At 43.3% G+C, this 24,068-nt stretch carries 20 protein-coding genes and 3 pseudogenes; 14 read left to right on the top strand and 9 right to left on the bottom strand.

The features are described from left to right. Positions 1-41 precede the first annotated feature (41 nt). Complete coding sequence (locus IQ224_RS02400; RefSeq protein WP_194032476.1) at positions 42-1,943, top strand: hypothetical protein; 1,902 nt, start codon at positions 42-44, stop codon at positions 1,941-1,943. A 178-nt stretch (positions 1,944-2,121) separates the two neighbouring features. Here IQ224_RS02400 and IQ224_RS02395 read toward each other — a convergent pair whose 3' ends face one another. Together IQ224_RS02395 and IQ224_RS02390 are read right to left on the bottom strand one after the other, a co-directional pair. Beyond that, positions 2,122-3,183, bottom strand: a complete 1,062-nt coding sequence (locus IQ224_RS02395; RefSeq protein WP_002744702.1) for an anthranilate phosphoribosyltransferase family protein — start codon at positions 3,181-3,183, stop codon at positions 2,122-2,124. 43 nt (positions 3,184-3,226) lie between these two features. Further along, on the bottom strand, positions 3,227-4,198 hold the full coding sequence (locus IQ224_RS02390; RefSeq protein ID WP_002737888.1) for a LysR family transcriptional regulator: 972 nt from the start codon (positions 4,196-4,198) through the stop codon (positions 3,227-3,229). Between the two features lie 792 nt (positions 4,199-4,990). Here IQ224_RS02390 and bchD point away from each other — a divergent pair. From bchD to ispD, 5 genes are all read left to right on the top strand, one after another. Further along, entirely contained in the window at positions 4,991-6,988 is a 1,998-nt protein-coding gene (bchD, locus tag IQ224_RS02385; RefSeq protein WP_002744710.1) for a magnesium chelatase ATPase subunit D, read from the top strand. A gap of 364 nt (positions 6,989-7,352) precedes the next feature. After that, positions 7,353-7,856 (top strand): hypothetical protein, encoded by a 504-nt coding sequence (locus IQ224_RS02380; protein ID WP_002744711.1) that lies wholly within the window; start codon positions 7,353-7,355, stop codon positions 7,854-7,856. A 10-nt stretch (positions 7,857-7,866) separates the two neighbouring features. After that, positions 7,867-8,757, top strand: a complete 891-nt coding sequence (locus tag IQ224_RS02375) for a hypothetical protein (protein WP_194032475.1) — start codon at positions 7,867-7,869, stop codon at positions 8,755-8,757. Between the two features lie 468 nt (positions 8,758-9,225). Then, positions 9,226-9,624: a DUF1824 family protein gene (locus IQ224_RS02370; protein WP_002737278.1), complete on the top strand. Its 399-nt coding sequence runs from the start codon at positions 9,226-9,228 to the stop codon at positions 9,622-9,624. 123 nt (positions 9,625-9,747) lie between these two features. Beyond that, positions 9,748-10,428: a 2-C-methyl-D-erythritol 4-phosphate cytidylyltransferase gene (gene ispD / locus IQ224_RS02365; protein ID WP_002736698.1), complete on the top strand. Its 681-nt coding sequence runs from the start codon at positions 9,748-9,750 to the stop codon at positions 10,426-10,428. Here the strand turns inward: ispD and IQ224_RS02360 are convergent. Continuing rightward, positions 10,423-10,635, bottom strand: a pseudogene (locus tag IQ224_RS02360) (serine O-acetyltransferase); the annotation flags it as partial. The gene ispD and the pseudogene IQ224_RS02360 overlap by 6 nt on opposite strands. A gap of 185 nt (positions 10,636-10,820) precedes the next feature. Between IQ224_RS02360 and IQ224_RS02355 the strand changes: the two are divergent. The 5 genes from IQ224_RS02355 to IQ224_RS02335 all read left to right on the top strand — a co-directional run bounded on the left by IQ224_RS02355 (position 10,821) and on the right by IQ224_RS02335 (position 14,519). After that, complete coding sequence (locus IQ224_RS02355; RefSeq protein ID WP_002744722.1) at positions 10,821-11,099, top strand: hypothetical protein; 279 nt, start codon at positions 10,821-10,823, stop codon at positions 11,097-11,099. An 85-nt stretch (positions 11,100-11,184) separates the two neighbouring features. Continuing rightward, a complete protein-coding gene (locus tag IQ224_RS02350) occupies positions 11,185-11,625 on the top strand; it encodes a DUF4164 family protein (protein WP_194032474.1) in 441 nt (146 codons plus the stop codon). Between the two features lie 135 nt (positions 11,626-11,760). Continuing rightward, on the top strand, positions 11,761-12,270 hold the full coding sequence (locus tag IQ224_RS02345; RefSeq protein ID WP_194032473.1) for a type IV pilin-like G/H family protein: 510 nt from the start codon (positions 11,761-11,763) through the stop codon (positions 12,268-12,270). A gap of 308 nt (positions 12,271-12,578) precedes the next feature. After that, on the top strand, positions 12,579-13,040 hold the full coding sequence (locus tag IQ224_RS02340) for a type IV pilin protein (protein WP_194032472.1): 462 nt from the start codon (positions 12,579-12,581) through the stop codon (positions 13,038-13,040). Positions 13,041-13,730: 690 nt separating this feature from the next. Further along, on the top strand, positions 13,731-14,519 hold the full coding sequence (locus IQ224_RS02335; RefSeq protein ID WP_002744728.1) for a hypothetical protein: 789 nt from the start codon (positions 13,731-13,733) through the stop codon (positions 14,517-14,519). Here the strand turns inward: IQ224_RS02335 and IQ224_RS02330 are convergent. Both IQ224_RS02330 and IQ224_RS02325 read right to left on the bottom strand, forming a co-directional pair. Further along, positions 14,516-14,983, bottom strand: a complete 468-nt coding sequence (locus IQ224_RS02330; protein ID WP_002744729.1) for a DUF29 domain-containing protein — start codon at positions 14,981-14,983, stop codon at positions 14,516-14,518. The genes IQ224_RS02335 and IQ224_RS02330 overlap by 4 nt on opposite strands. A 103-nt stretch (positions 14,984-15,086) precedes the next feature. Beyond that, a complete protein-coding gene (locus IQ224_RS02325; protein WP_002744730.1) occupies positions 15,087-15,533 on the bottom strand; it encodes a DUF29 domain-containing protein in 447 nt (148 codons plus the stop codon). 244 nt (positions 15,534-15,777) lie between these two features. Between IQ224_RS02325 and IQ224_RS02320 the strand changes: the two genes are divergently transcribed. Then, entirely contained in the window at positions 15,778-16,713 is a 936-nt protein-coding gene (locus IQ224_RS02320) for an NAD-dependent epimerase/dehydratase family protein (RefSeq protein WP_002744731.1), read from the top strand. Positions 16,714-17,263: 550 nt separating this feature from the next. Here IQ224_RS02320 and IQ224_RS02315 read toward each other — a convergent pair. From IQ224_RS02315 to IQ224_RS02305, 3 genes and pseudogenes are all read right to left on the bottom strand, one after another. Next, positions 17,264-19,435: an EF-hand domain-containing protein gene (locus IQ224_RS02315; protein WP_194032471.1), complete on the bottom strand. Its 2,172-nt coding sequence runs from the start codon at positions 19,433-19,435 to the stop codon at positions 17,264-17,266. A 240-nt stretch (positions 19,436-19,675) separates the two neighbouring features. Further along, positions 19,676-19,789 (bottom strand): annotated as a pseudogene (locus IQ224_RS02310) (DUF4277 domain-containing protein); the annotation flags it as partial. Positions 19,790-20,196: 407 nt separating this feature from the next. Beyond that, positions 20,197-20,637, bottom strand: coding sequence for a DUF29 domain-containing protein (locus IQ224_RS02305; protein WP_002744733.1), 441 nt, complete (start codon positions 20,635-20,637; stop codon positions 20,197-20,199). Positions 20,638-21,350: 713 nt separating this feature from the next. On the opposite strand from IQ224_RS02305, the gene IQ224_RS02300 reads away from it, so the two are divergent. After that, on the top strand, positions 21,351-21,536 hold the full coding sequence (locus tag IQ224_RS02300) for a transposase (protein ID WP_084989917.1): 186 nt from the start codon (positions 21,351-21,353) through the stop codon (positions 21,534-21,536). A gap of 530 nt (positions 21,537-22,066) precedes the next feature. Then, a pseudogene (locus IQ224_RS02295) lies at positions 22,067-22,231 on the top strand (IS5/IS1182 family transposase); the annotation flags it as partial. Between the two features lie 404 nt (positions 22,232-22,635). Here IQ224_RS02295 and hisD read toward each other — a convergent pair. Next, positions 22,636-23,892, bottom strand: coding sequence for a histidinol dehydrogenase (hisD, locus tag IQ224_RS02290; protein ID WP_002734219.1), 1,257 nt, complete (start codon positions 23,890-23,892; stop codon positions 22,636-22,638). Between the last annotated feature and the right edge of the window lie 176 nt (positions 23,893-24,068).

Raw genomic sequence — 24,068 nt, 5'->3', positions numbered from 1 at the left:
CTAGCTTCAATCCACAATCTATAATCCACAATCGATTAATCATGTCCACATCAACAGTTAAAGTTCAATTCATCCAACATCGCCAACCTCCCCTAGATAGTGGTACTTACACAGTCGAGGTTGAACAAAAAGTTAAAACCAAACAGTCTGACAAAATACCTGAGCAGACATTCAGTAAAGAGCTTACCTTTTATGTAGATGGCCACCGTTTTGCTCCCCTAACTCCTGATGCCATTTATGCCGTTTTTCCCCCTGCGGGAAACTTGGGTGAGTATTCTAATGCCTTGCCCCATATCATCCTCAAACGCGGTACTCTGCCTTGGGAGCGTACTATCAAATCAACAGATCCTGATCTCCCTTGGTTAGCTCTCCTTCTGTTTCAGGAATCAGAAAAACCTGAACCAAAAACAATTAAATTAAGGGAACTCAAAGCAACTTCTGGTGACACTAAATTCCCCACATTTATAGACGAGCCAGGGCAAAATGATGAAGATGTTGTGACGGTAATTGATATCCCTCAAAACATTTTAGAAAAGATTCTTCCTCCAGAAAAAGATATGACTCTCCTTGCGTCTGTTAACCAAATAACCAACGAGAAAAATGAATCTCTCAGTGAACCTTTAGCCACTATTTTAGGCAACCGTTTACCCAAGAAAGGGGAAGTAAGTACCGTTCATTTAGTCGCCCTTGAAGAACGCTATGATAAGGATTCTGGAAAATTTAACTATCAAGGTGCAGGACCTAACGATTTCATCCGTTTAGTTAGTCTTGCTAGTTGGAGTTTTACCTGTGTTAATAGTAAGCACAATTTCGATGCCCTGCTTAAAGAAATTGATCGCGAACCCGATACCCTCAGACTTCCCTCCCAAGAACCTCCCCAAAACCCAGCGAAGCAATACCTAGATTTAGGTTATGTACCTCTCCACCACGCTCTGCGACAAGGAGATAAAACAGTTTCTTGGTATCATAGTCCTTTAAGTACAGGCCAAAGCCAAGATAACTTAACCGCTCCTGTTGCTATAGCTGATGAATTAATGCGTTATGATCCTAATACGGGTATGTTTGATGTTTCCTACGCTATGGCTTGGCAGTTAGGACGAATGCTGACCCTACAAAATCAACCCTTGGCTGTTGAGATTTTTAACTGGAAACGCTCTAAAGCTCAAGATTTACATCAGATACAGCAACAAGTGCTGCACCTACCTTTCCAAAGCACAACTGAAACTAACGGGGATCTACCAACAGCGATCGCCAATTGGTTCCAAGATTTAGAATTGCTCAAAAACGTTCCCTTTAACTATTTGGTTCCCGATACACGGTTACTTCCCCCCGAATCTTTGCGCTTCTTTTGGATAGACTCTTATTGGGTTGACTGCTTACAAGATGGGGCTTTTAGTGTCGGACGAGTCACGAAAGAAGACTTGCGATTAGATGTTCAAAGTCGTAGTTTACGCCGAAGCAAAACCCAGTCTGATAAAACTATTACCGGCTTCTTGTTACATTCAGAAGTAGTATCCGGTTGGCCCGGTTTAGAAATAGAAGGTTACGCCACTCCCGTAACTGGAAATAATTTTGTCGGACCAGAGAATAAACTAACCATACTCCGAAGAGATCTGCTATCAGATAATATCTTACTCTGTTTTTTTGCCGGGGAAGTCAAAACCCTTGACCTTTCAATTAAGGGATCATCCGTTAATTGTGGTGTAGATCCGATTAAAAAAGGAACTAAGATTACTAAAGGACTACGAAACCTCGATGGTGAGCAAAAGACGGACGACATAGAGGTTCCCTTCCGAAATGAAAATCTAGGAGTGATTAATATTGAGGAAATGGCCAAGAGGCTCAAACAAGGGTTAAATGTCCCCTACGATTTCACTTCTGCTCAATTGGCAGCAACCATGATTGAGGGATCGCCCAAAGTTAGATTTGTCGCACGGGGTTAGAGTTGTTGGGTAATGTCTTTGGGCTTTTGGGAAATCAAAAAGTACCGGATATGGGAGTGATCGGGGGGAAAATTCCTGGACTTTTTCCCTGAAAATTAGGTAATTGACCCCCTCAAAATCGGTAAAACCCTACACCCGACACCCTACCCCCACGACAAACTTTTTCAACAGACCCTATCTATTGCTGATTTTCCAGATAATTACAGATTTGTTCTAATTTAGCCAGGGCTTTTCCTGACTGTAAAGATTGTTGTGCTTGCTGGAAACCGGTGGGGATATCTGGGGCAATTCCACAGCGCCAAAGATAAAAACCACCGTTAAAAATTGCCGCATCGGTTAATTCGTTATTTTCTCCGGCTAATAAACCCTTTAATTTAGCGGTGAGCATCTCTAAAGATTCGAGGGGATAATCCGAGGGACAGAAGCCATAATCGCGAGGATTTAGGAAAAATCGCTGAAAGGAAGGGGGATCGGTGGGATTTCCCAGACCAATAATCGCCGTCCGATTACAGGCTAAATCACAACTCCCCTCTAATCCTTTCACGGTGGTGAAGTGAGAGATATTTCTCAGAGCGAAAGTTTCGCGAAAACGATCCTCGGTGGGGGGATGAACAAAACCCGATATCTGATGAATATTACCCACAAAAGGCGACCACATTAACTCTACCGTGGCCATGGGCGGACGTTTACCGATTTGCTCCCGATAGGTGACAAAATTCTGTACTAGGGGAAAATGGTGCGGAATATAGAAAAAAGTCAATCCTGTGGTGATTAAACAGTCTTTCACTGCTGCTAAGGATAATTGACTAAAATCTGCTCCTAATTGCTGCCAGATTTCCCTGAGGGAAATACCGTATTTAGTCGGCATTCGATCGCCCCCGTGCAGGACTACGGGAACCCCCGCCAACCCTAAGATTAAAGTAGTGATCGGAGTAACCGGGGCAGTGCGAGAGCGTCCATCGTAGGGATTGCCAAAAATAGCGATCGGATGCTGAAAAGAGGCTGATTCTAGGGTTATTTGCGGACCAAGCTCGGCGTAGGCATCAAGCATTCCCGCTAACTCATCGCTGGTGGGGCGTTTAATGCGATGGGCAATCATAAAAGCGCCGATTTGGACTGGGGTTGCCTCTTGGGTTAACATCATCTTGGTGGCCATCGCCGCTTCGGGACGGGTTAGATTTTTGCCCGTATGGGTGCCACTACCGATCGCTTTTAATAATTCTCGAAAAGTATCGCTCATCTCAAGGAAGAAAATAAAGAGTAAATAGGATTGATGGGAATTGCTAAGGCTGGACAGGGTGATTTTCTAAGCTTTTAACCACACTTTGATTCATTTGCCGCACTAATTGACAAAAATGAGCGATCGGTGGTATCTGTAGGCGATCGCTGGTGGTGACAAGGACTACCTGACGGGTGAGACGATGACTAAATTTACCATGGTTAAGATGGGGATTTTCGCCACTAGGGGAAGCAAGAGGACGAATGGCGAGAGTGGCATCGCTACGCGCTTCCATCAGGGCAGATTGAGGCAGAAGAGCGATAATATTACCCTGACGCACCACACCGCGAAAAGCATCAAGGGTGTTTAATTCCATGACAGTTTTTAGGTGGGCATCCTGACGGGAAAACCATTCTTGTACTAATCTTTGCATTCCGTAGCCATCTTTGAAAACCACTTGCGGATAGGGGATTAATTCCGACCATGGCACTTCTTTGTATTGGGCAAGGGGATGATTAGCGGCCATGAGAATTTCGATCGCTTCTTCGTATAATATTTCTACCACCATCTCCGGGCTAGAGGTGAGAAAACGATTATTCATTACCAAGGCCAGATCTACTAAACCATCCCGCAGCACTTTTAATGCGCGATCGCTGCCCAGGGCTGTAACTCTTAACTGCACTTCTGGGTATTCAGCACAAAATTTCGGCAAAATCGGCGGTAAATAGTGGGCGCACACGGAATGAATCGCCGCCACGCACAATTCTGGCTGTTTTCCCGCCTGTAGGTCAGTGATTTCCTCGTGAACATTCGTCCATTCTTGACAAATTCGTTTCGCCCGGGGCAGTAATTTCTCGCCAGCAATGGTTAATTTCGCTTGGGCGGTACGATGGAAAAGAGGTAAGCCCAAATCGGTTTCTAGGGATTGAATCTGGCGACTGATAGTCGATTGGGTGACTCCACACTGGCGGGCAGCTTGACCGAAATTGCCTGTATCGGCTACGGCTAAAAAGGCTTGCAATTGCTCGATCCGCATTCTTTCTGGTTTTAATTACATTCCGTCATGACCTTATGACAATAACGAATTTTACTGGGACTTTTGGTAGAAATTGCTACCGTTTTCTCAGTTATCAGTTAGCAGTTAGCAGGTGTCAGATTTGAGTTTTCAGTTCACTGATTACTTTGGCTCTTCGGTTTGTGTTATGCAATGGATGGGGGTTATAAGGAATGAAACCCTTATAGAGACAGACATTACCGCGATTTTTGTCAATTGTTTGCGATCTAGAGCGAACTAATCAATTAAATCTCTTGCCAGATAAGGATTTAGTCGATTTATGCCCCCATATCGAACCATACCAAGTCCCGAAGAGCCATTACTTTTTACTGTTGACTGAGCATTGAAAAAAGCTCCCTGCTCCCTAGGGTTGATTCATTTAAATTAAGTACAGCTGATTTTCAGTCAATAAATTTGATCGAAGATTCTCAAGTTTATCTTTTTCTAACCAAAAGAGTTAGTCATAATAATTAATCTTTAATCCTCTGCCAATATTTATTATGAATAGATTGATAAAGCTTCTTTCCAAGCCACTAAAAGCCTATCTCTCTTGAAATTGTCTGAGAGTACATCCTCATTTTACAAAGACAGCGATCGCTTTTACTTTTGATATTCTGATGGGAGAATGAAACAGCCCTACCTTGATAAGGGGGGTGTCTGATAATTTTTAACGCCTACCTACTTAAAATCTGGGTTCGGGAATCAAAAGGGGAAAAGCGCCAGACCAGGGAGCTTCTGTTTTACACTAGAATTTGGCCGCCTGAATCTAGATATATGCCCACTCTGACCCTCAATTTTCCCCTGACTGCCGTTGTCGGCCAAGAAGCGATTAAATTAGCCCTACTCTTAGCTGCCGTGGATCCCGCCCTCGGGGGTGTGGTAATTGCCGGTCGTCGGGGAACCGCCAAATCAGTCATGGCGCGAGCGATACATTCCCTACTGCCACCGATCGAAATTATTGCAGGTAATGTCTTTAATTGTGATCCCAACAATGCCGACGAATGGGACGATCGCACTAAAGAAGAATATAGCAGTGGAGAGGTCCCCACGGAAGTTATACGGGCCCCTTTCGTGCAGATTCCCCTGGGAGTCACCGAGGATCGTTTATTGGGTTCCGTCGATGTGGAAGAATCGGTGAAACAGGGGGAACCAGTCTTTCAACCCGGTTTATTAGCCAGCGCCCATCGGGGAATTCTCTACGTCGATGAAATTAATCTACTCGATGACCAAATTGCTAACCAATTACTCACGGTTTTAAGCGAAGGACGTAACCAAATCGAACGGGAAGGCATCAGTTTTCAACATCCCTGTAAACCAATCCTGATCGCTACTTATAACCCAGAAGAAGGGGATTTACGAACCCATTTATTAGATAGAATTGCCATTGCGCTTTCCGCCGATGGTGTCCTTAGTTTAGACCAACGAGTAACCGCCGTCAATCAGGCGATCGAGTATGCTGTTTCTCCCACCGCTTTTATCGCCCAATATGCCCAAGAAATCGATGATCTAAAAACCGAAATTATTCTAGCCAGGGAATGGTTAAAAGAGGTAAAAATTAAACCCGAACAAATTAGTTATCTAGTCGAAGAAGCGGTGCGCGGTAGGGTAGAAGGTCATCGCGCCGAGATTTTTGCCGTGAGAGTAGCCAAGGCCGCCGCCGCTTTAGAAGGTCGGGATTTAGTCAGTGCCGATGACCTAAAAAGAGCCGTCGAATTAGTTATTGTACCTCGATCGCTGATTACGCCACCACCTCCGGAACAGGAACAACAGCCACCGCCACCACCGCCACCACCGGAACCGCCCCAAGACGAAAACCAGCAGGAACAGGAAGAAAAAGAGGAGGAGAAAGAGGAAGAAAAAGAGCCGGAACAGCCAGATAATCTGCCGGAAGAATTTGTTTTTGACCCAGAAGGGGTTTTACTGGATCCTAGTGTGCTGTATTTTGCCCAGATGGCCCAGCGTCAGGGGAAATCGGGGGCGCGTAACCTGATTTTCTCGGAAGATAGGGGACGTTATATTAAGCCGATGTTACCCCGGGGCAAGGTAAAAAGAGTCGCCGTCGATGCCACTCTCCGGGCGGCCGCACCCTATCAAAAAGCCCGTCGCTTGAGGAATCCCGAACGTCATGTGATTATAGAAGAAGGGGATCTGCGCTCAAAACGACTGGCCCGCAAGGCCGGTTCTTTAATTGTCTTTGTCGTTGATGCCTCCGGTTCCATGGCCCTGAATCGGATGCAGTCGGCCAAAGGTGCGGTTATGCGTCTGTTAACGGAAGCTTACGAAAATCGCGACCAGATTGCCCTGATTCCTTTCCGGGGTGAGCGAGCGGATGTACTATTGCCGCCGACCAAATCGATTACCCTAGCGAAAAAACGTCTAGAAACCCTGCCCTGTGGTGGCGGTTCCCCCTTAGCTCACGGTTTAACCCAAGCGGTTCATGTGGGGATGAATGCCCGTTTATCGGGGGATATCGGTCAAGTGGTGATTGTGGCGATTACCGACGGTAGAAGTAATATTCCTTTGGCGAAATCTTTAGGCGAACCGATTCCGGAGGGGGAAAAACCCGATATTAAGGCAGAACTGCTCGATATTGCCGCTAAAATTCGCTCTTTAGGCATTAAACTGCTGGTTATCGATACGGAGAAAAAATTCGTCTCCACTGGTTTTGCCAAAGAATTAGCCCTAAAAGCCGGGGGTAAATATTATCATCTACCCCGGGCCACGGAACAAGCGATCGCATCTATGGCGCGAGGGGCAATTGCGGGACTGTAGCTAGTGGTTAGGGGGTGCAGATCATTTTTGTCAATCTACCATCCCCACCCTAGCTTTAAGCCCTACCCTGTCAGGGTTTTAGACTATTCTTGGGCTAGAAACAAATCGCACCCCCAAATGCGAGATGCTTACACGCAGTTTTTCATACATTTGTATTAATTGAAAAGTTACCGATAATTTCTCGGCAGTGGATATTTCTGTAATCTTGAGATACACGCCTAAAAATTGGCTATTGACTCTAATTTTGCTGATTTTCTGTTTTTTTTGGTCTGGTGTGGCAGAATCTAGAAAAACTTAACAATAATCAGCAATCAGCGAGAGATATACTACAAACAAACATGAGCAAGTTTTAATTAAGATAACTATGAGCTTTCGATTTGGCAAAATCTTGATAGCAGGGGTATTAGCGACACTTTTGCTAGTAACTTCCTGTGCTAAAGCTCCCTCGCAATTTGACCAGGCGCAACAGGAAAGTACCGCTCGCGGGGCGGCGGCAGTGGTGAAAGAATCCACCTCTGGCGGCAGTTTTAATCGGTTTTTCCCGCCCTCTGGGGGAGGATACGAGCGCGTCTATACCCAGGAGAAAAAAGGCTTTGCTGAGGCAAAACTGAAGCAAGATGGCAAAGTTCTGGCTATGTTAGCCATATCTGACATTAGCAATAATCCCGCCGCGGCCAATAAATTCCAAGACAGTCAAACCACAATCAAAGGTTTTCCCTCTGTGGAACAGGGTGCAACCGCCAGCGCCGTTTTAGTCAATAATCGCTATCAAGTCAAGGTTTTATCGCGGGATACGGATTTTACCGCCAGCGATCGCCAAGCTTGGTTAGCTAAGTTCGATTTAGATGGTTTAGCAAAATTAAAGTAAGGAGACATCCGTGAGTAAGCCAATTTTTGAACTGGTGGACAAATTACCGACGAATAATCTCACCGTCAAAGTTCTCAAAACCCTTGATTATGTGGTGCCGGGAGAGTGGGATAACCTAGTCGGGTTTAAAAATACGATTATCAAAGTCACCGGCGAAACCGACGAAAGCATGATCCAACAGATTGGCGATCGCGCCGTTTGGTTGTTTAATGATAAATCCCAGGGCTATCAACGGGCGCTCTGGCTCTACCAAACCATCGACAGCGCCGATAATGCCCTAGCCACTGCCTCTCTTGCCAATGCCGTCGGTGGTAAAATTCCCCTCATGGGCGGTTTAATCGAAAGATTAACCCCTGCCCCCGAAAAAGCGCAAACCATCGATCTAACCTTGAAATTAGTGACCGAATTAATCGCTTTTTGTCAAATTAATGGCATTCCGGGGGATAGTATCGATGATTTCGTCACTTCTCTGGGAGATTATAGCGGCGAATCCCTAATGCGGATGGCGGCGTTAGTTTGTTTGGATGGTTTAATTCCCCTGGGGGGCAGTTTTATCCGCAAAGTGGAATCCACCCTCAGTATTCTCCACCCAGAAGACTTAGAATCTAACTCTACTTTCGGCAGTATCAAAGAATTGATTCCGGGGGGAAATACTGCCAGAAAATTAGACTTTATCGGTCAAAGTTTCGACTCGACTAAAGGTTGGATGAGTAGTTTTGTCAGCGATCGCGATTTGAGCCAGCAGGGATTATTGAGCAAAATTCAGGGATTTATCGACTTTTCTGCCGATAAATTGGTGTATGTTGGGGCATTCCTCGATATGACCACCAATTACTATGAACATACCGGCATTCAAACCCTGGCTCGTCGTTTAATCGAAAGAGCCGTGGCGGAAATTTAACTGCAAGACTCTGAAACAACCGAAGAAAAAGCTCTAGAAAAAGTTTAGGCTCTTCTAGGTTCTGTGTGATCTCGCGTAGCGAGCGCGTTGCGACCAGTTTAACTTACATAATGATCGATCGATCTTTGTGTCCTTTGTGTCTTTGTGGTTCGTTCCACCCCCTCGCTCTTGAGAAATGTATCCTAGAATACATTTTACCCACCAAACCTAGGAGAGCCGTGCTTACTTCAGCTATTAAAAAGCAGCGCGTGAAATGCCCGCACAAAATGGAGCGATCAAACAACCCCGATAAATTTTCCTGTCCCCAACCTGATATGATCGAAATTGGCGATCTTACGATTAAGACCAATGCAAAATTTTCCTATCTCTAAACCCCAATGATTTAGGGCTTTTTTACTTGGGAATTTGTCGTTAAGGACAGCAGCATCAGCTTATTTTTTATCTTTAGCCCCGCCTATCTAACCGCTCATGTCTATTGAAGAAGCTTTGAAACTCCTAAAAGAATATGGATGTATTAAACTAAAAATTGCCCAATCTCCTGAAGAAGAAGAAGCTCTAAGACAGGCAATTTTATTGGTTAACCAAGGTTCGGAATCAATTAATTTAGGTATCTGTGCCGATAACAATGAAGAGGGATTTAAAGCTCTGAAAGGTTATCTACAAGCCCTAGGATACCCCCTGCCTAATAGTCTCCCAGAAGACCAGCCAGAACAGGGAGCGGTGTATATTAAATATAATACCCAAAGACAAGCTTCCTATCTCGATTCTTATACGGGAACCTATCGCGGTGTCCTGGTTTCTTGTCAATCAGAAAACGATCAATTAGTCGGTACTTATGGTCACTTTCCCCTCGATTTATTCTCTTAAGAGGGATAGTTTTGGGCTTATTTAAGCTATTAACAATCATCGGCGCCCCCCTAATCAAGGGGGGATTAAGGGGGGATCAAAGACCAAATCTATTGAATTCTTAACTTTTTACCTGAAAAAAATATGTATTTGTTAATTCCAGCAGCGGGAATGGGTAAACGGATGGGCAGCGATCGCAACAAGTTACTGCTCACCCTGCACGGAAAACCTCTCCTCGCTTGGACTTTGCTGGCTGCCATGCAATCCAGGGCAATTATCTGGATTGGCATCATGGCACAACCGGAAGACTTTGAGGAGATCCGAGAAATTATAACCGCCATAAATGCCCTTAAACCCGTGAAAATCATCCAAGGAGGCGAAACCAGACAAAAATCGGTTTACAATGGCTTACAAGCCCTTCCAGAGGGGGCTGAGACGGTTTTAATTCACGATGGGGCGCGATGTTTAGCCACCCCCGAATTATTTGATCGCTGTGCTGTCGCTTTAGCCACTTGTCAGGGTTTCATAGCGGCGGTTCCGGTGAAAGATACGATTAAAATTGTCGATAGCAAGGGTTGGATTAAGGATACACCCGATCGCTCGCGGTTGTGGGCGGCCCAAACGCCGCAAGGTTTTCAGGTAAAATTATTAAAAGAATGTCATGAACAGGGCCGAAAATTAGCTTGGGAAGTCACCGACGATGCCGCCTTATTAGAAAAATGTGGTTTTCCCGTCAAAATTGTCGTCGGTGAAGAAACTAACTTAAAAATTACTACCCCCGGAGATCTGGCAATTGCCGAATATATTTTAAGTCAACGTTTATAATTTTTCATCTACTTTAACGCCGTCCGGTTTAACAATACGAGCGGGAATACCCACCACCACGCAATTAGGTGGAACATCCTTGACTAGCACTGAATTTGCGCCCACGGTGACATTATCGCCGATGGTAATATTTCCCAAGACTTTAGCGCCGGCGGTAATCCTGACATTATTGCCAATTTTGGGGCGACCGCTTTTATCTTTATAGCCAAAGACCGATTTTGTCCACAATGTAGGGGCGAACTGCGTTCGCCCAAAAGGTACATTATCAAAGCGCAAGTCCCTTATTTATGACAATGAAGTAACTAGAAGTGGCTACTAGGCAAGGCTACGAGCTTTATGATCATAATAAATAGCTGCTCAAAAAACCCGAAAACCCCATAGGAGTTTAGCAAATGTCCAACGAAACTGTAACTTATTCCCTAGAAGCTATCCTGATAAGGATTGAGAGTAAAATCGATAAAATCGATGAACGTCTCACAAAATTAGAAATCGGACAGGCCGAACTCAAAGCAGAGTTAAAAGGCGACATTAAAGTATTAGACGAGAAAATCGAGGGGTTAACTACACGGGTTGGTTATCAGGAATTTACCAACCGGGGGATTCTCATCGCTTTGGTGGTGGCCGTCCTGGGAGGTGCCGCTAAACTTTTTGGTTTTTTCCCCAATCCCTAGAACTGGCTCCTAGGCAAGGCTAGAGGCCTTATGATCATAATAAATGGCCGCTCAAAAACCCGAAAACGCCATAGGAGTATAGCAAATGTCTAACGAAACTGTAACTTATTCCCTAGAAGCTGTCCTAACTAGGATTGAGAGTAAAATCGACTCCCTAGAAAAACGGATGGATGAGAGATTTGACAAAGTAGATGAGAGATTTGACAAAGTAGAGGACCGGCTAACCAAAGTAGAAATCGGACAGGCCGAACTCAAAGCAGAGTTAAAAGGCGATATTAAGGTATTAGACGAGAAAATCGAGGGGTTAAAGGGAGAGTTAAAAGGCGATATTAAGGTATTAGACGAGAAAATCGAGGGGTTAAAGGGAGAGTTAAAAGGAGATATTAAAGTATTAGACGAGAAAATCGAGGGATTAACGGCACGGGTTGGTTATCAGGAATTTACCAACCGGGGGATTCTGATAGCTTTGGTGGTGGCTGTCCTGGGAGGTGCCGCTAAACTTTTTGGTTTTTTCCCCAATCCCTAGAACTGGCTCCCAGAAACGACAGCAACCCACTTCCCCAAATTCCCAAAAAAATTTTTTCCGACAGTGATAGGTTTTCTCAAACAAGTGGGTAAGTTGTTTATAGAGAACAAAAAACACCCACTCGAGGAGATAGCCATGAACTCTACCTTTAAATTCAAACTCATCCAAACTCTCAACAAAAAGAACGCTAATAAAGGTTTCACCCTCATCGAACTCCTAGTTGTTGTCATCATCATCGGTGTACTCGCCGCCATCTCTCTCCCCAACCTCCTCGGTCAGGTAGGCAGAGGCAGACAAGCTGAAGCTCGCACCAATCTCGGTGTCGTTAACCGCGCTCAACAAGTCTTCCGCCTGGAAAACCTCACCTTTGCCACTGCTATGGCTGACCTGCCTGTCACCACCAGTACTACTTACTATGGTGCCGTTGCACTTAATGGTACTCCCACTGCTACATTCGCCGCTCACACTGTTGCTGCCGGAAGTAACTATACCAACGATATTCGCGACTACTCTTCTGCGGTAGCTCAAACTACCTCTGGTGCGTTCAGTGCAATCATTTGTGAAATGAATACCCCCACTGATACAGCTACAGCCCTGACTTCAACCGCTTCTTGTCCAAGCGGCAGCCGACAAGTCGGACAATAGATATTTTTTCCAGATTGCCTAAAAGCTGTCTGGCATAATAACCAAAATTTGATACTTAGCGCAAGGTGGCGGGGAAATCTTCTCTTGAAACCTTGCGCTTTTGATTATTTTGGGGAGAGGGTTTTTCAGTAATCAGTTTTTTTTAGCCATTTGGTTTTTTCCCCAATCCCTAGAACTGGCTCCCAGAAACGACAGCAACCCACTTCCCCAAATTCCCAAAAAAATTTTTTCCGACAGTGATAGGTTTTCTCAAACAAGTGGGTAAGTTGTTTATAGAGAACAAAAAACACCCACTCGAGGAGATAGCCATGAACTCTACCTTTAAATTCAAACTCATCCAAACTCTCAACAAAAAGAACGCTAATAAAGGTTTCACCCTCATCGAACTCCTAGTTGTTGTCATCATCATCGGTGTACTCGCCGCCATCTCTCTCCCCAACCTCCTCGGTCAGGTAGGCAGAGGCAGACAAGCTGAAGCTCGCACCAATCTCGGTGTCGTTAACCGCGCTCAACAAGTCTTCCGCCTGGAAAACCTCACCTTTGCCACTGCTATGGCTGACCTGCCTGTCACCACCAGTACTACTTACTATGGTGCCGTTGCACTTAATGGTACTCCCACTGCTACATTCGCCGCTCACACTGTTGCTGCCGGAAGTAACTATACCAACGATATTCGCGACTACTCTTCTGCGGTAGCTCAAACTACCTCTGGTGCGTTCAGTGCAATCATGGCTCTTCGTTACTTGGTATGGTTCGATAGGGGGGCATAAATCGACTAAATCCTTATCTGGCAAAGGATTTAATTGATTAGTTCGCTCTAGATCGAAAATAATTGACAAAAATCGCTAAATGCCTTTCTATATAGGGGTTCCATCCCTTATAACCCCCGTTCATTGCATAACACAAACCGAAGAGCCGCAATCATTTGTGAAATGAATACCCCCACTGATACAGCTACAGCCCCTGTTGATACCAACACTTGTGGGCCCAACAGCCGACAAATCGGACTATAGATATTTTTTCCAGATTGCCTAAAAGCTGTCTGGCATAATAACCAAAATTTGATACTTAGCGCAAGGTGGCGGGGAAATGTTCTCTTGAAACCTTCTGCTTTTGATTATTTTGGGGAGAGGATTTTTGGGTCTTCTGGACATTGGGTGAAAAATGTTTCTGTCACCTTTGGACGAACCCAGTTTGCACCTACATTGTGAAAAAACCCGTTACTGTAGGGACGCAAGGAACCTGCGCCCTCCGATAGATAAAATTTGCTTATCATCGAAAGTACGGGATACCCTGATTATTGACTTTTATTTCAAGCTAAGTAGGTAGGCGTTAAAAATTATCAGATGCCCCCCTTATCAAGGGGGTATTAAGGGGGATCCGCACCCCCCTTATCAAGGGGGGATTAAGGGGGGATCGAACCTAAAATCCATTTTTAATTTAATTATAACCAGCTACTTATGCTAGGCGCAAAAACATCTCTCAATCTATCCTTACTTAAAACTCTTGGTTTAGTCGCCGTCATCGGTGGACTAATGGTGGCTATGGTGGAAATGCAACAGGAAAAGGTGAAAACCTTGACCAAAGAAAAATTATTAGAAAGAAATTATAGTCAAGAATCTCTCCTAAAAAATGCTCAGGTTGAGTTATTAAAAAATATACCTTCCTTTGGCTTTGATAATATGTTAGCCAATTGGGCAATGTTGCAGTTTATACAATACTATGGCGATGGGGATGCTCGTAGGGAAACTGGTTACGGTTTAAGTCCCGATTTTATGGAGATTGTCACCAAAAATGACCCAAAATTTGTCCGCGCCTATTTGATGATGTCTGTCGCTTCTTCTGTCAATGCTGGCAAACCCGAAAGAACCATCGAGATTATGAATAAAGGTTTAGCAAAACTCAGTCCTGATATTAATGATGCCTATTTTGTTTGGTTATATAAAGGAGTGGATGAACTATTATTTTTAGGTGATATTCCTGCGGCAAAAAAATCTAATCAAATGGCCGCCGATTGGGCGAAAATTGCTGGTAATGAATTTATCGAAAAATCCGCTAGGGGAACAGTAAAATTTTTAGAAACTAATCCCGATAGTCGCGCCCCTAGAGTCGGTGCTTGGATGTTAGTCTGGATAAATAGCCAAGACGAAGAAACCCGCAGGTTAGCTAAGGAAAATATCGAAAAATTGGGCGGTAAATTGGTTGTGGTTAATAATAATCAAGTGATGGCAATTCCTCCGAAAGATTAGGAGTTAGCATATTTTTCATCCTGCCAAAACTTATTATTTAATAAGCCATCAATATCCTCAGCAAAGGGACAAACATCGGGAAAATTAGAGTCTGGATAATCCTCTTTCACCGCTTCTAAAGCTTCTCGATAACATTCTTCTAAAATCTCTATCATAAACCTTTTCAAACTAGGAGAATACTTAAATTCCTTCTTCAACTCCTTGCGAAAATTTCTAATTTCAATTTCCCACCCTCGATAACAATCGGGAAGAACCACATAACAACGTTTTAATAAATGTTCTAATAAACGAGTTAAAAAATTATCGACCGCTTTGCGTTGACTTTTCCCCAAAGATTCCACCTCCTCAATCAAATTCCCTAAATCAACCTGAGATAAATCCCCAGATTTTAATTGCTTAACCGTCTTCTCTATCCACAAAGCAAAATCTTGATCATACAGATTTTTTACCTTGGCTAAAGTCATAATTTTTCCCCTGTTAAACTTAAATTCATTTCTTGAAAATCACACTAAATCTGGTTATTAAAGACTGATTATTTATTCCGCTTAACGGATTTAGCATCAGAGTTTAACTTTCCCAAAACCTATGGTTTAATAAACTATCAATATCCTTAGAAAAAGGACAAATATCGGGAAAAATAGCATTATATTTAATTCGCATATTCTCCACCGCTTCCTGATAACAATCATCACAAATATCGGTTAAAAAACTGTATAAACTAGGGGAATCTTTAAGGATATCTTTTAACTTCGATTGACAGCGTTTAATTGTTACTTCCCAACCTCGATAACAGTCGGACAAAGGAAGATAACGCCGTTTTAAACCGTGTTCAAATAATGTAATTAAACGGTTTTTAAGTTCTCTTTTTTCTCGTCTTCCCAAAGATTCCACCTCCTCGATCAAATTCTCCAAATCAACCTGAGATAAATCCCCAGATTTTAATTGCTTAACCGTCTTCTCTATCCACAAAGCAAAATCTTGATCATAAAGATTTTTTACCTTGGCTAAAGTCATAATTTTGACCTCCTCTGTTGACTAATTGCCTTCATTTTAGCGAAACTTGGCCAATTCAGACTAAATCCGGTTATTAAAGACTGATTAACTATTGTCCCTAAGTAGAAAACGGGTTTCTCCGAGAAACCCGTTTTCTGTGCGTTACTCAACGGATTGATGGGATGCCCCCAAAACCCAAAACTAACAAGCCACAAACTGCACCGATCGAGGGATAATATAACCTTGATATTGACAATGGCGACCGATGAAAATTTTAATTATGGGTGGAACCCGATTTATCGGCGTTTCCCTGACTAAAGTGTTAGTAGAACAGGGTCATGAGGTAGTATTATTCAATCGTGGCAATAAACCCGCTCCGGTTGCCGGAGTACGACAGATTCACGGCGATCGCACCGACCCAGCGCAACTGCAAGAAAAGCTTAAAAATGAGAGTTTTGAGGCAATTTTCGACAATAATGGCAGAGAATTAAGTGATACTCAGCCCCTCGTCGAGATTTTTAGAGACAGAATCCGGCATTTTGTCTATGTTAGCTCGGCGGGGGTTTATCTAAAATCCGACCAAATGCCCCATAAAGAAGGGGATAAACTAGATCCCAAAAGTCGCCACAAGGGAAAACACGAGACAGAAAACTATTTAAGCGAGATGGGTTTACCCTGGACTTCCATCCGTCCAGTCTATATCTACGGACCGCGCAACTATAATGACCTAGAAGCTTGGTTTTTTGACCGTTTGGTTCGTAATCGTCCTATTCCTATACCCGGTCATGGGGAACATTTTACCCAATTTGGTCACGTTGCCGATCTAGCTAAGGCCATGGCCGCAGTATTGGGTAATTCTCAGGCTATCGGTCAAGTGTATAATATTTCAGGCGATCGCTATGTAACTTTTAACGGTTTAGCAAAAGCTTGCGCAGCAGCCATGGGGAAAAATGCCGAGGAAATCGAGATTGTTAACTATAACCCCAAAAAATTTGACTTCGGCAAAAAGAAACCTTTCCCCCTGCGGGTTCAACATTTCTACGCTGATATTAATAAGGCCACCCGGGAGTTAAACTGGCAGCCTGAATATGATCTCGTCAGTGGTTTAACAGACTCCTTCCAGAATGATTATCTCGCTTCCGGCCGCGATCGGCAAGAAATAGACTTGGCGATCGATGACCAGATCTTGGCCAACCAATAAGGGACTTGCGTGGGAATAATATCCCAGCCAGAAAATCGCTCTGTAGAAGAATCAGACCAGCCAGATGGCATATTATCAGCAATTCTCATTTTAACCCACATTCCGCACCCTAAAGTGTCACATTGAAAATTTTATCCAAATCGTCAAAACGATTGCTGGCTCTGAATTACAGGCTAATTTGTTTGTCTAGCAGATGCACAATTAGCCCTAAAAATCTGATAGCTCTGATACCAAATTATTGAGATAAACTCTCATTAAGCTGGCGATCGCTGACTAGAGTGTGACACTTCATAATTCTTAGTAATCGCTAAAAGTCTTACTATACAAGGGCTAGAGCAACTTTTGATTTCAACGACTAGGGTGCGGAATGTGGGTTTTAAGGTTTCATGACATTAAAACCCTTGCACCTAGAGGGGTTAATAATTCTTAACGAATCTCTAGATCGCTGAAACAACGCAAAATCCTTTCAAAATGAGAATTGCTGTTCGAGATGTTAGGGACTTGCGCTAATGTCTTGGAATTCATGACCGACGCAATAGTTGCAGACAGTTTATTTGTGGAATTGGTGCAGTAGATCGCGAAATTCCTGAAAACTAATCTGATTATCGCCACCAGTATCGGCCCGTTGTAACATAGCTTCGATTTTCTTGTCTGTCACCCCCGGTTCGATCGCCTGAAGACAAGCTTTTAACCCCTCAAGACTAATTTGTCCCGAACCATCACTATCGAATAGACGGAATCTTTCCAATAAAATCCTCTCCTGTTGCTCACGATCGCTCTGACTACTAAAAGATAGACGATCGAAGACCTGAAAAGCGCGGGCGATATTTTGCCATAATTGATCGGCCGGAGGACGATGGAGAATGGCTTCCTCCTCCTGACCAGTAATTCTGTACTGACGACGCAAAGACTCGACAGTTTCCGTTCCCGCAGCCGGCAATTCCGTCAATAAATGCTTGATCGCTTCCCTAGAACTCTTACCGGTTAACACTTCCAGCAATTCCGATCCCACCTTGTGATCAGGGTCTTTTTTCCAAGTCACCAACAGACTTTCCAACAAAGCATCGCGATAACTCTGCAAACGCAACCAATCCTCGCGACTATACTGCTTTTCCGGATCGAGAAGTTCGGCCGATTCCACACCCAACTCTGTTAAAATCGCCTGATGTTCTGCCTCAGTAATCGTCAACTCTAAGCGCATTTGTTGCAGGATTTCGAGGCTGTGGACGAAGTCACTATATCCCTCCTCCAAAGCCTCTTTTAACACGGCTTTATAGGCTTTTAAACACTTCTGGTGCGTGAAATCCGGCAGTATCTTGGCCAACACATACACCTCATCTGCGTCCAAAGTTTCCAGCGATCGCCGATCGAGATATTTAGCCGTATCGAGATTCAGTTTACGCAACTGTTTACGCAATTTTCCTGCGAGTCCTTCCCGTTGGTAACGACTCGGATCCCTTATCCAAGTGCGATATAACCATAAACTACTCAAAACCGCCACTAAAATACTAGCGAAATAATGCCAAAATTTTGGCAAAAGATTAATAAAAGGACGACCACCGAAAATAAAGAAGAAATTGAAAATCAGAAAAGTTCCGACAGTAAAGACTCGATGACGGATAATTTCGGTCGGTAAGGGCGACTTTTTGCGGATTCTATAGACTTTATAGGCATTTTCAACTTTTTTACCGAGAAAATAACCCAAAAAAGTGCAGATTGCCAAAGTTAAGGGAACAGCTACCAACTTCGGAATCGCAATTACCTGACCGGCAAGATAAAAACCCGGTTTAAGGAGGGATTCTAGTTGATTTTCGTCGTGCGCCCAAGCTCCGGAGAAATAATAGTCCCAATTGCCAGCATAGAGGTAATAATAGCTAAAATAGCTAAAAACTAAACCAAAATAACCGTAATAAAGCCATTGGCGATCGCTCTTAGTAATCCCATCCCAATAGGCTCTTTCCGCATCGATATCGATACAGGGACTCTGACAGGCAACACAGGCACTTTGTTCGCTACCATCTTCCCGGACAATACGACACATAGATTGAGTAATCCCACTGCGACTGTCTTCGTGAGCGGTACTATTCAGCAACCCCCTCGGTTCACCATAAATCCTTTCAACTGGACTCATGGGACAGAAATAGTTACACCAAGATTTGCCCCCATACCAGTAACCCACAAAGATCGCCGCTAGAATAGTAAAGATTAAAAAGCTACCCAAGACTAAGCGATCGGAATTATAAAAAAGAATCCGTCCGCATAAACCCAAAAATAACAGACTTAATTGTAGATAGAGATAATTCCGAGCTAACCAAGAGTTTTTCGGCACTTTATAGATTTCAGAGCGGACTTTTCCCGATTTATCGGTCTGTTTTTTCTGACGCTGTTTACCCAAAGCACGCGGTATTTGAGAAAGAAAGGATAAAGGACAGATACGCCGCCAGAGTTCGTGACCAAATACTAATAAGATAAAAACACCACTAGGAACCACTATTCCCCAAAAAATCGGCGCACCTAACTGATAGGAGGATTGGGGTAAGCAAACTCCCTGGACTTTAATGCAGACATCGGGATCAACTCTCAGGGGACTAGAAAGATTATTATAATCGGTTAATTTTGCTGAAATAGGGTCAAAAAACAGAGAAAATATCACAATTAACCAAGCGATGGTCACAACCCATCGCAGATAGTGCATCGAGCGTTCGGGAATTTGTGCAAACATAAATCTGAGTCAAGTCGTTTTGCTAAATTAATATCCAAGTCTCCAATCAATCATTCGGGAATTTGTGCAAAAATAAATCCACATTCCGCACCCTAAGTGTAACAACGTCTTAAAAGAGGAAGGGGCGTGAGTCAAAATACTTATCTAGAGGAGTGAGTTGGCGGCAGCTTGCCGCCAACTAAGCCGAAAATTTCAGGCTCTTCTAGGTTCTGTGTGATCAGTTTAACTTACATAGGATCTATCAATCTTTGTGTCCTTTGTGGTTCCTTCCACAATTCCTATTTCATCGATAATTCCGGCTACTAATCCCAGATGGTCTAGATTTTTGACTTCAATTTCTGTTGATTGATTCATGGTCGAACAGTTCACTCGCCTAAGTTTTCCAACAATTCCTATTTTTTCATAATTAGGGGTCTCCATACTCCCCCTAGCAGCCACCGAGAAAACCTTCACCAGCTAACTATTTTTACTCAAGTCTCTGGAGGGGGACAGCTTATGCGACAGTTGAGGGTGCGGAATGTGGGCTACAAACAGGAAGATTTTATGCTCACAATAGTGATAATCCAAGCTGCCATATTTCCCATCTCCTAAAACTGCTGAAGCTAGAACTCAACCCCAGGGAGCAGAAATAAATTTAATCGCATTATTTGACCTAAAAAAAGAGGGTTCGCAGGTCAGGAAGGGATTCCCATTTTATATATAAGCATCTGTCAAGGGCGGGGATTTGTCAAGGGTTTTTTAGGAAAAAATCTGCCAGAATTTCAGGGGAGAAAATCGGAATCGAGGATTTGTTCGGGACTATAGGGACAGCTTTCGGCAAAGATAGCGGCCGGTAATTGGCTTTTTTGTCGGACTCGCTTCACTGCTTTGGGGTAAATAACCGCGATTCTGGTTAAAAAATGGTTATAGAGGGTTTTCGATTCCAATAAAAGTTCTAATTCCACCCGAAAGTTACCGATTTCGTCCTGCCATCCCCGCGCACATCTTTCTCGTTCCTCCGGCCAGTATTGGTAGAGGAGCAGATGAATGAGTAATTTTAGGAGATAACTATCTACTTTATGTCTCTGTTCGTTTCCCAATGCTTCGATTTCTTCTCCGAGATGTTCCCAATCTAATACATCTGTCTGTCTTTGTCGCAGTTGTTTGGCCGTTTCTTCTAACCAAGCAGGATAGTCCTGTTCATATAAGTCTTTAGTTGTCATAACCTATCTTCTTTAGCTCTGGTCAGGTATCAGGTTTTTATTTTCTTGACGCTTATCTAACCTGAAAAAAGAGGGTCTGTAGGAAGGCACGGATTCTCATTCTATACATAAGTATCTGTCAAGTGCGGGGATTTGTCAAGGGTTTTTTTGAGAAAATCTGCCAGAATTTGGCTGGTAGGATAAGAGATTGTTTCACCTTTGCCTGTGGGCTACAATAAGCAGATGAGCAAGAGGATAGGATTACAGGAGTTTTAACAATGCGGTTACTACGGGTTCAAGTTCCTGACTTTCGAGTGTTAAAGAATATTGATCTTAGTTTCGGGAAAGACTTTTTTCCCAGATATTCCCTATCGGTAGTTTAGTAGGTTGGATTGAGGCACGAAACCCAACGCCAGTTGTGTAAACACCAATCCAATAAATGTTATCCTAACTTGATGCAATACCGTAGGCTCTTCTCGACTTTGTGTGATAAGTTTAACTTATACATTAGCGATCAATCTTTGTGTCCTCTGTGTCTGGAGTGGTTCATTCCACTCCCTCGCCCGCAAGACTGTATCTTAGAATACATTTTACCCACCAAACCGGGGAGAGCCTACCGTAGAGCAAAAACACCTAGAGCCACTTATTTTTTTACAGTTGTGACATACAATCGTCACAGAATTTTGTGTGAACCTGAAAATGTGGATTGACTACGAAATGATTTTAAATATGTTATGCGACAACATCATTTTAAGATTGATGCTATTGTCATTTTACCAGATCCCATTCATGCTCTTTGGACATTGCCTGAAACGGATGCGGATTTTTCAACTGGTTGGCGATTAATTAAAAGTTATTTTAGCCGTCAATGTCATTTTCAATGTCAGGGTAAAATTTCAACATCTCGACAACATACATAAAGGAGAAAAGGCTATTTGGCAACGCAACTTCCCTTTTGGGAGCATCAAGTTCGAGATGATCGAGATTTTGTTAATCATCTCGAATACCGTGCATCATGGATTAGTAAACGCTCCGAAAGATTGGCAATATTCCAGTTTTCACCGTTAGGTTGAAGAAGGAATTTATGATCAGATGTGGGGAGCTTCAAAAAAGCTGATCTTTGATAGTGATATTGGTATGGAATAAAATGTAGAAGTGAAACCCCAAAAAATTAAGGTAAGAAATAAAGGCAATGTTGGGTTTCGTCACCTCAACCCAACCTACGGATCAGCGATCACCTTTATCGAGAAGAAATAGCTACCTGCAAATTCGGATAAAAATTCTCGATTTTTCGAGAAGCATTAAGAATTTCAATCCCGATTACATTAGACCTCTTGCATAATTTTTTTATGGTATAATATAAGATTTTGCTTTTTTCTCAATTCTTAGATTGAAGTGGAAAAAAGAATAAAATGTGATCTTAGGTCAGGAAATCATCTATAATTTTGCTATGTTTATTAGCAAAATTATGGATTATCAAAACTTATCAGATGAACAATTCAAACGCCGTTTCGGTGTGTATAAACAAACCTATAGAAAGATGGTAGAATCAGTAAAAAGTGTTGAAGCCGACTCTAATTCACCATCTAAAAGGGGACCGAAACCTAAACTATCTAGGCTCTTCGGGAATTGTTATGCAAATAATTAACTTAAAATAAAATTCAATGAGAGTACCTACGCCCAAAAGTAGCTGAAATCCATACAGGGAGACACTTACGGCACAAATAAGTTAATATCAAAAGATAGACAATCGAGTTAGGATTTGATATAATAGCCAAAAACCAGAGTATTTTACTTATGATACTTGACAAATTTTTGAACCTAAGTAGATATTGCCATAGACTGGATGAGTTGGGGAGCAATAAATATCTTAATGGTGAGTCTAACTTATGACAAGAGAGTCATCCCAATCTATGGGGAGATATTAGATAAAAAAGGAAGTGGTAATCTCGAAGAACAGCAAGGTAAAAAAATTAAGGATATGGGAATCAAAAAATATGTCACAAGACCATACTTTTTCTAGGTTTTGTCCTGTCCTCGGTACTCTATGCCCTCATCCGTTGCCGTAAAGCCCTCTGCTTGCGCTAATATTTGTAGATTGTGGGCTATGGAGGCGAAGGAATCGGCGGGATATTCGATCAAAGTGGCGGAATCGAGAAAAGTTTCCACTCCCACGGGACAACCTAAATAATCAGCCACCGCTTTTGGAGTAGTAGAACCAAGGAGAATAGTTCCCGATTGTCTCACAGAAGATAGCTTTTCCCAGGGTTCATCGATCATTAAGGATAAATGGGTAGGAGCAAAAAGATTCGATAATTCGATCGCTTTCTCCAATGATTCCACCACCACGATTAAGCCATAATGAGCGATCGCTTTTTCCGTTAACAATCTCTGGGGATGTACCTGTAACTGTTTTTGTACTTCTTCCTGTACTATTAAAGCCAAAGCCTTATCCGTCGTCAATAAAATCGCTGCCGCTAGGGAATACTGTTCCGCTTGCGCTAATAGATCTAGGGCCAACTGTCTAGGATTAGCTTGATTATCAGCAATAATAACTAAATCAGAAGTAATAGAAAGATAATCGATTTTTACATGGTCAGAAACCAGTTTTTTAGCCAAATTAGTGTAAAAATCACCTATTCCGGCAATCATCTCCACAGGAGCGATCGTTTTTGTGCCGTAGGCTAAAGCGGCGATCGCCTGTGGTCCAGCCACCCGATAAATCTCACTAATACCCACCGATTGGGCTGCCACTAAAATCGCCGGGTGGATGCGTAAATCCTCATCGGCGGGGGACACCATGACAATCCGTTTAACCCCCGCTATTTTGGCAGGAATCGCCTGTTGGAGCAATAAACTGAGATAGGCTCGTTTACCATCGGGAACGACAATTCCCACACTGTTAATCGGTTGATAACGTTTCCCTCGAACCGTACCATCCTCAGGAAACTGCACCCAAGCTTTGGGAAGACGCTGACGGTGAAAAGCCTCCATTTTTGCACAGGCAATAGCGATCGCATTTAATAAATCCTGGGACACCTGTTGATAAGCAGCATCGAGTTCCGAGCCACTCACCTTAAGTTGTTGTAGATTAAGGGACTGTTGGTAGAATTTTTCCGTGTAATCCACCAACGAGCGATCGCCAGTAAGTCGCACCTGATCGATAATCTCTCGGACAAGCGATTCTTTTTCCCGAATTTCCGGATCGTCGAATCGTTCCCGAATTCGTCTCAGTTCCGTTCTGGCCGACCATGGCTCTGTGATAATTCGCAACATCGAGCTATTATCCTCTAGGGGCGAAACGAGATTAAAAGGTTTTCACTTCTCACACTCTAGCTTATCGCTTTCAATCTTGACCGGGGAGGGAGACGAAGTCGGTTAATTTAGCCGTCAGGAGTCAGGAGATAGGAGTCAGGAGATTATTTTTATTTTTTCTCCCCACACCCCACACC

Origin of the sequence: Microcystis sp. LEGE 00066 (assembly GCF_015207925.1) — a bacterium.
Taxonomy (GTDB): Bacteria; Cyanobacteriota; Cyanobacteriia; order Cyanobacteriales; family Microcystaceae; genus Microcystis; species Microcystis ichthyoblabe_A.
The sequence above is the reverse complement of the archived record's forward strand: the minus strand, read 5'-3'. Positions and strand labels throughout refer to the sequence as shown.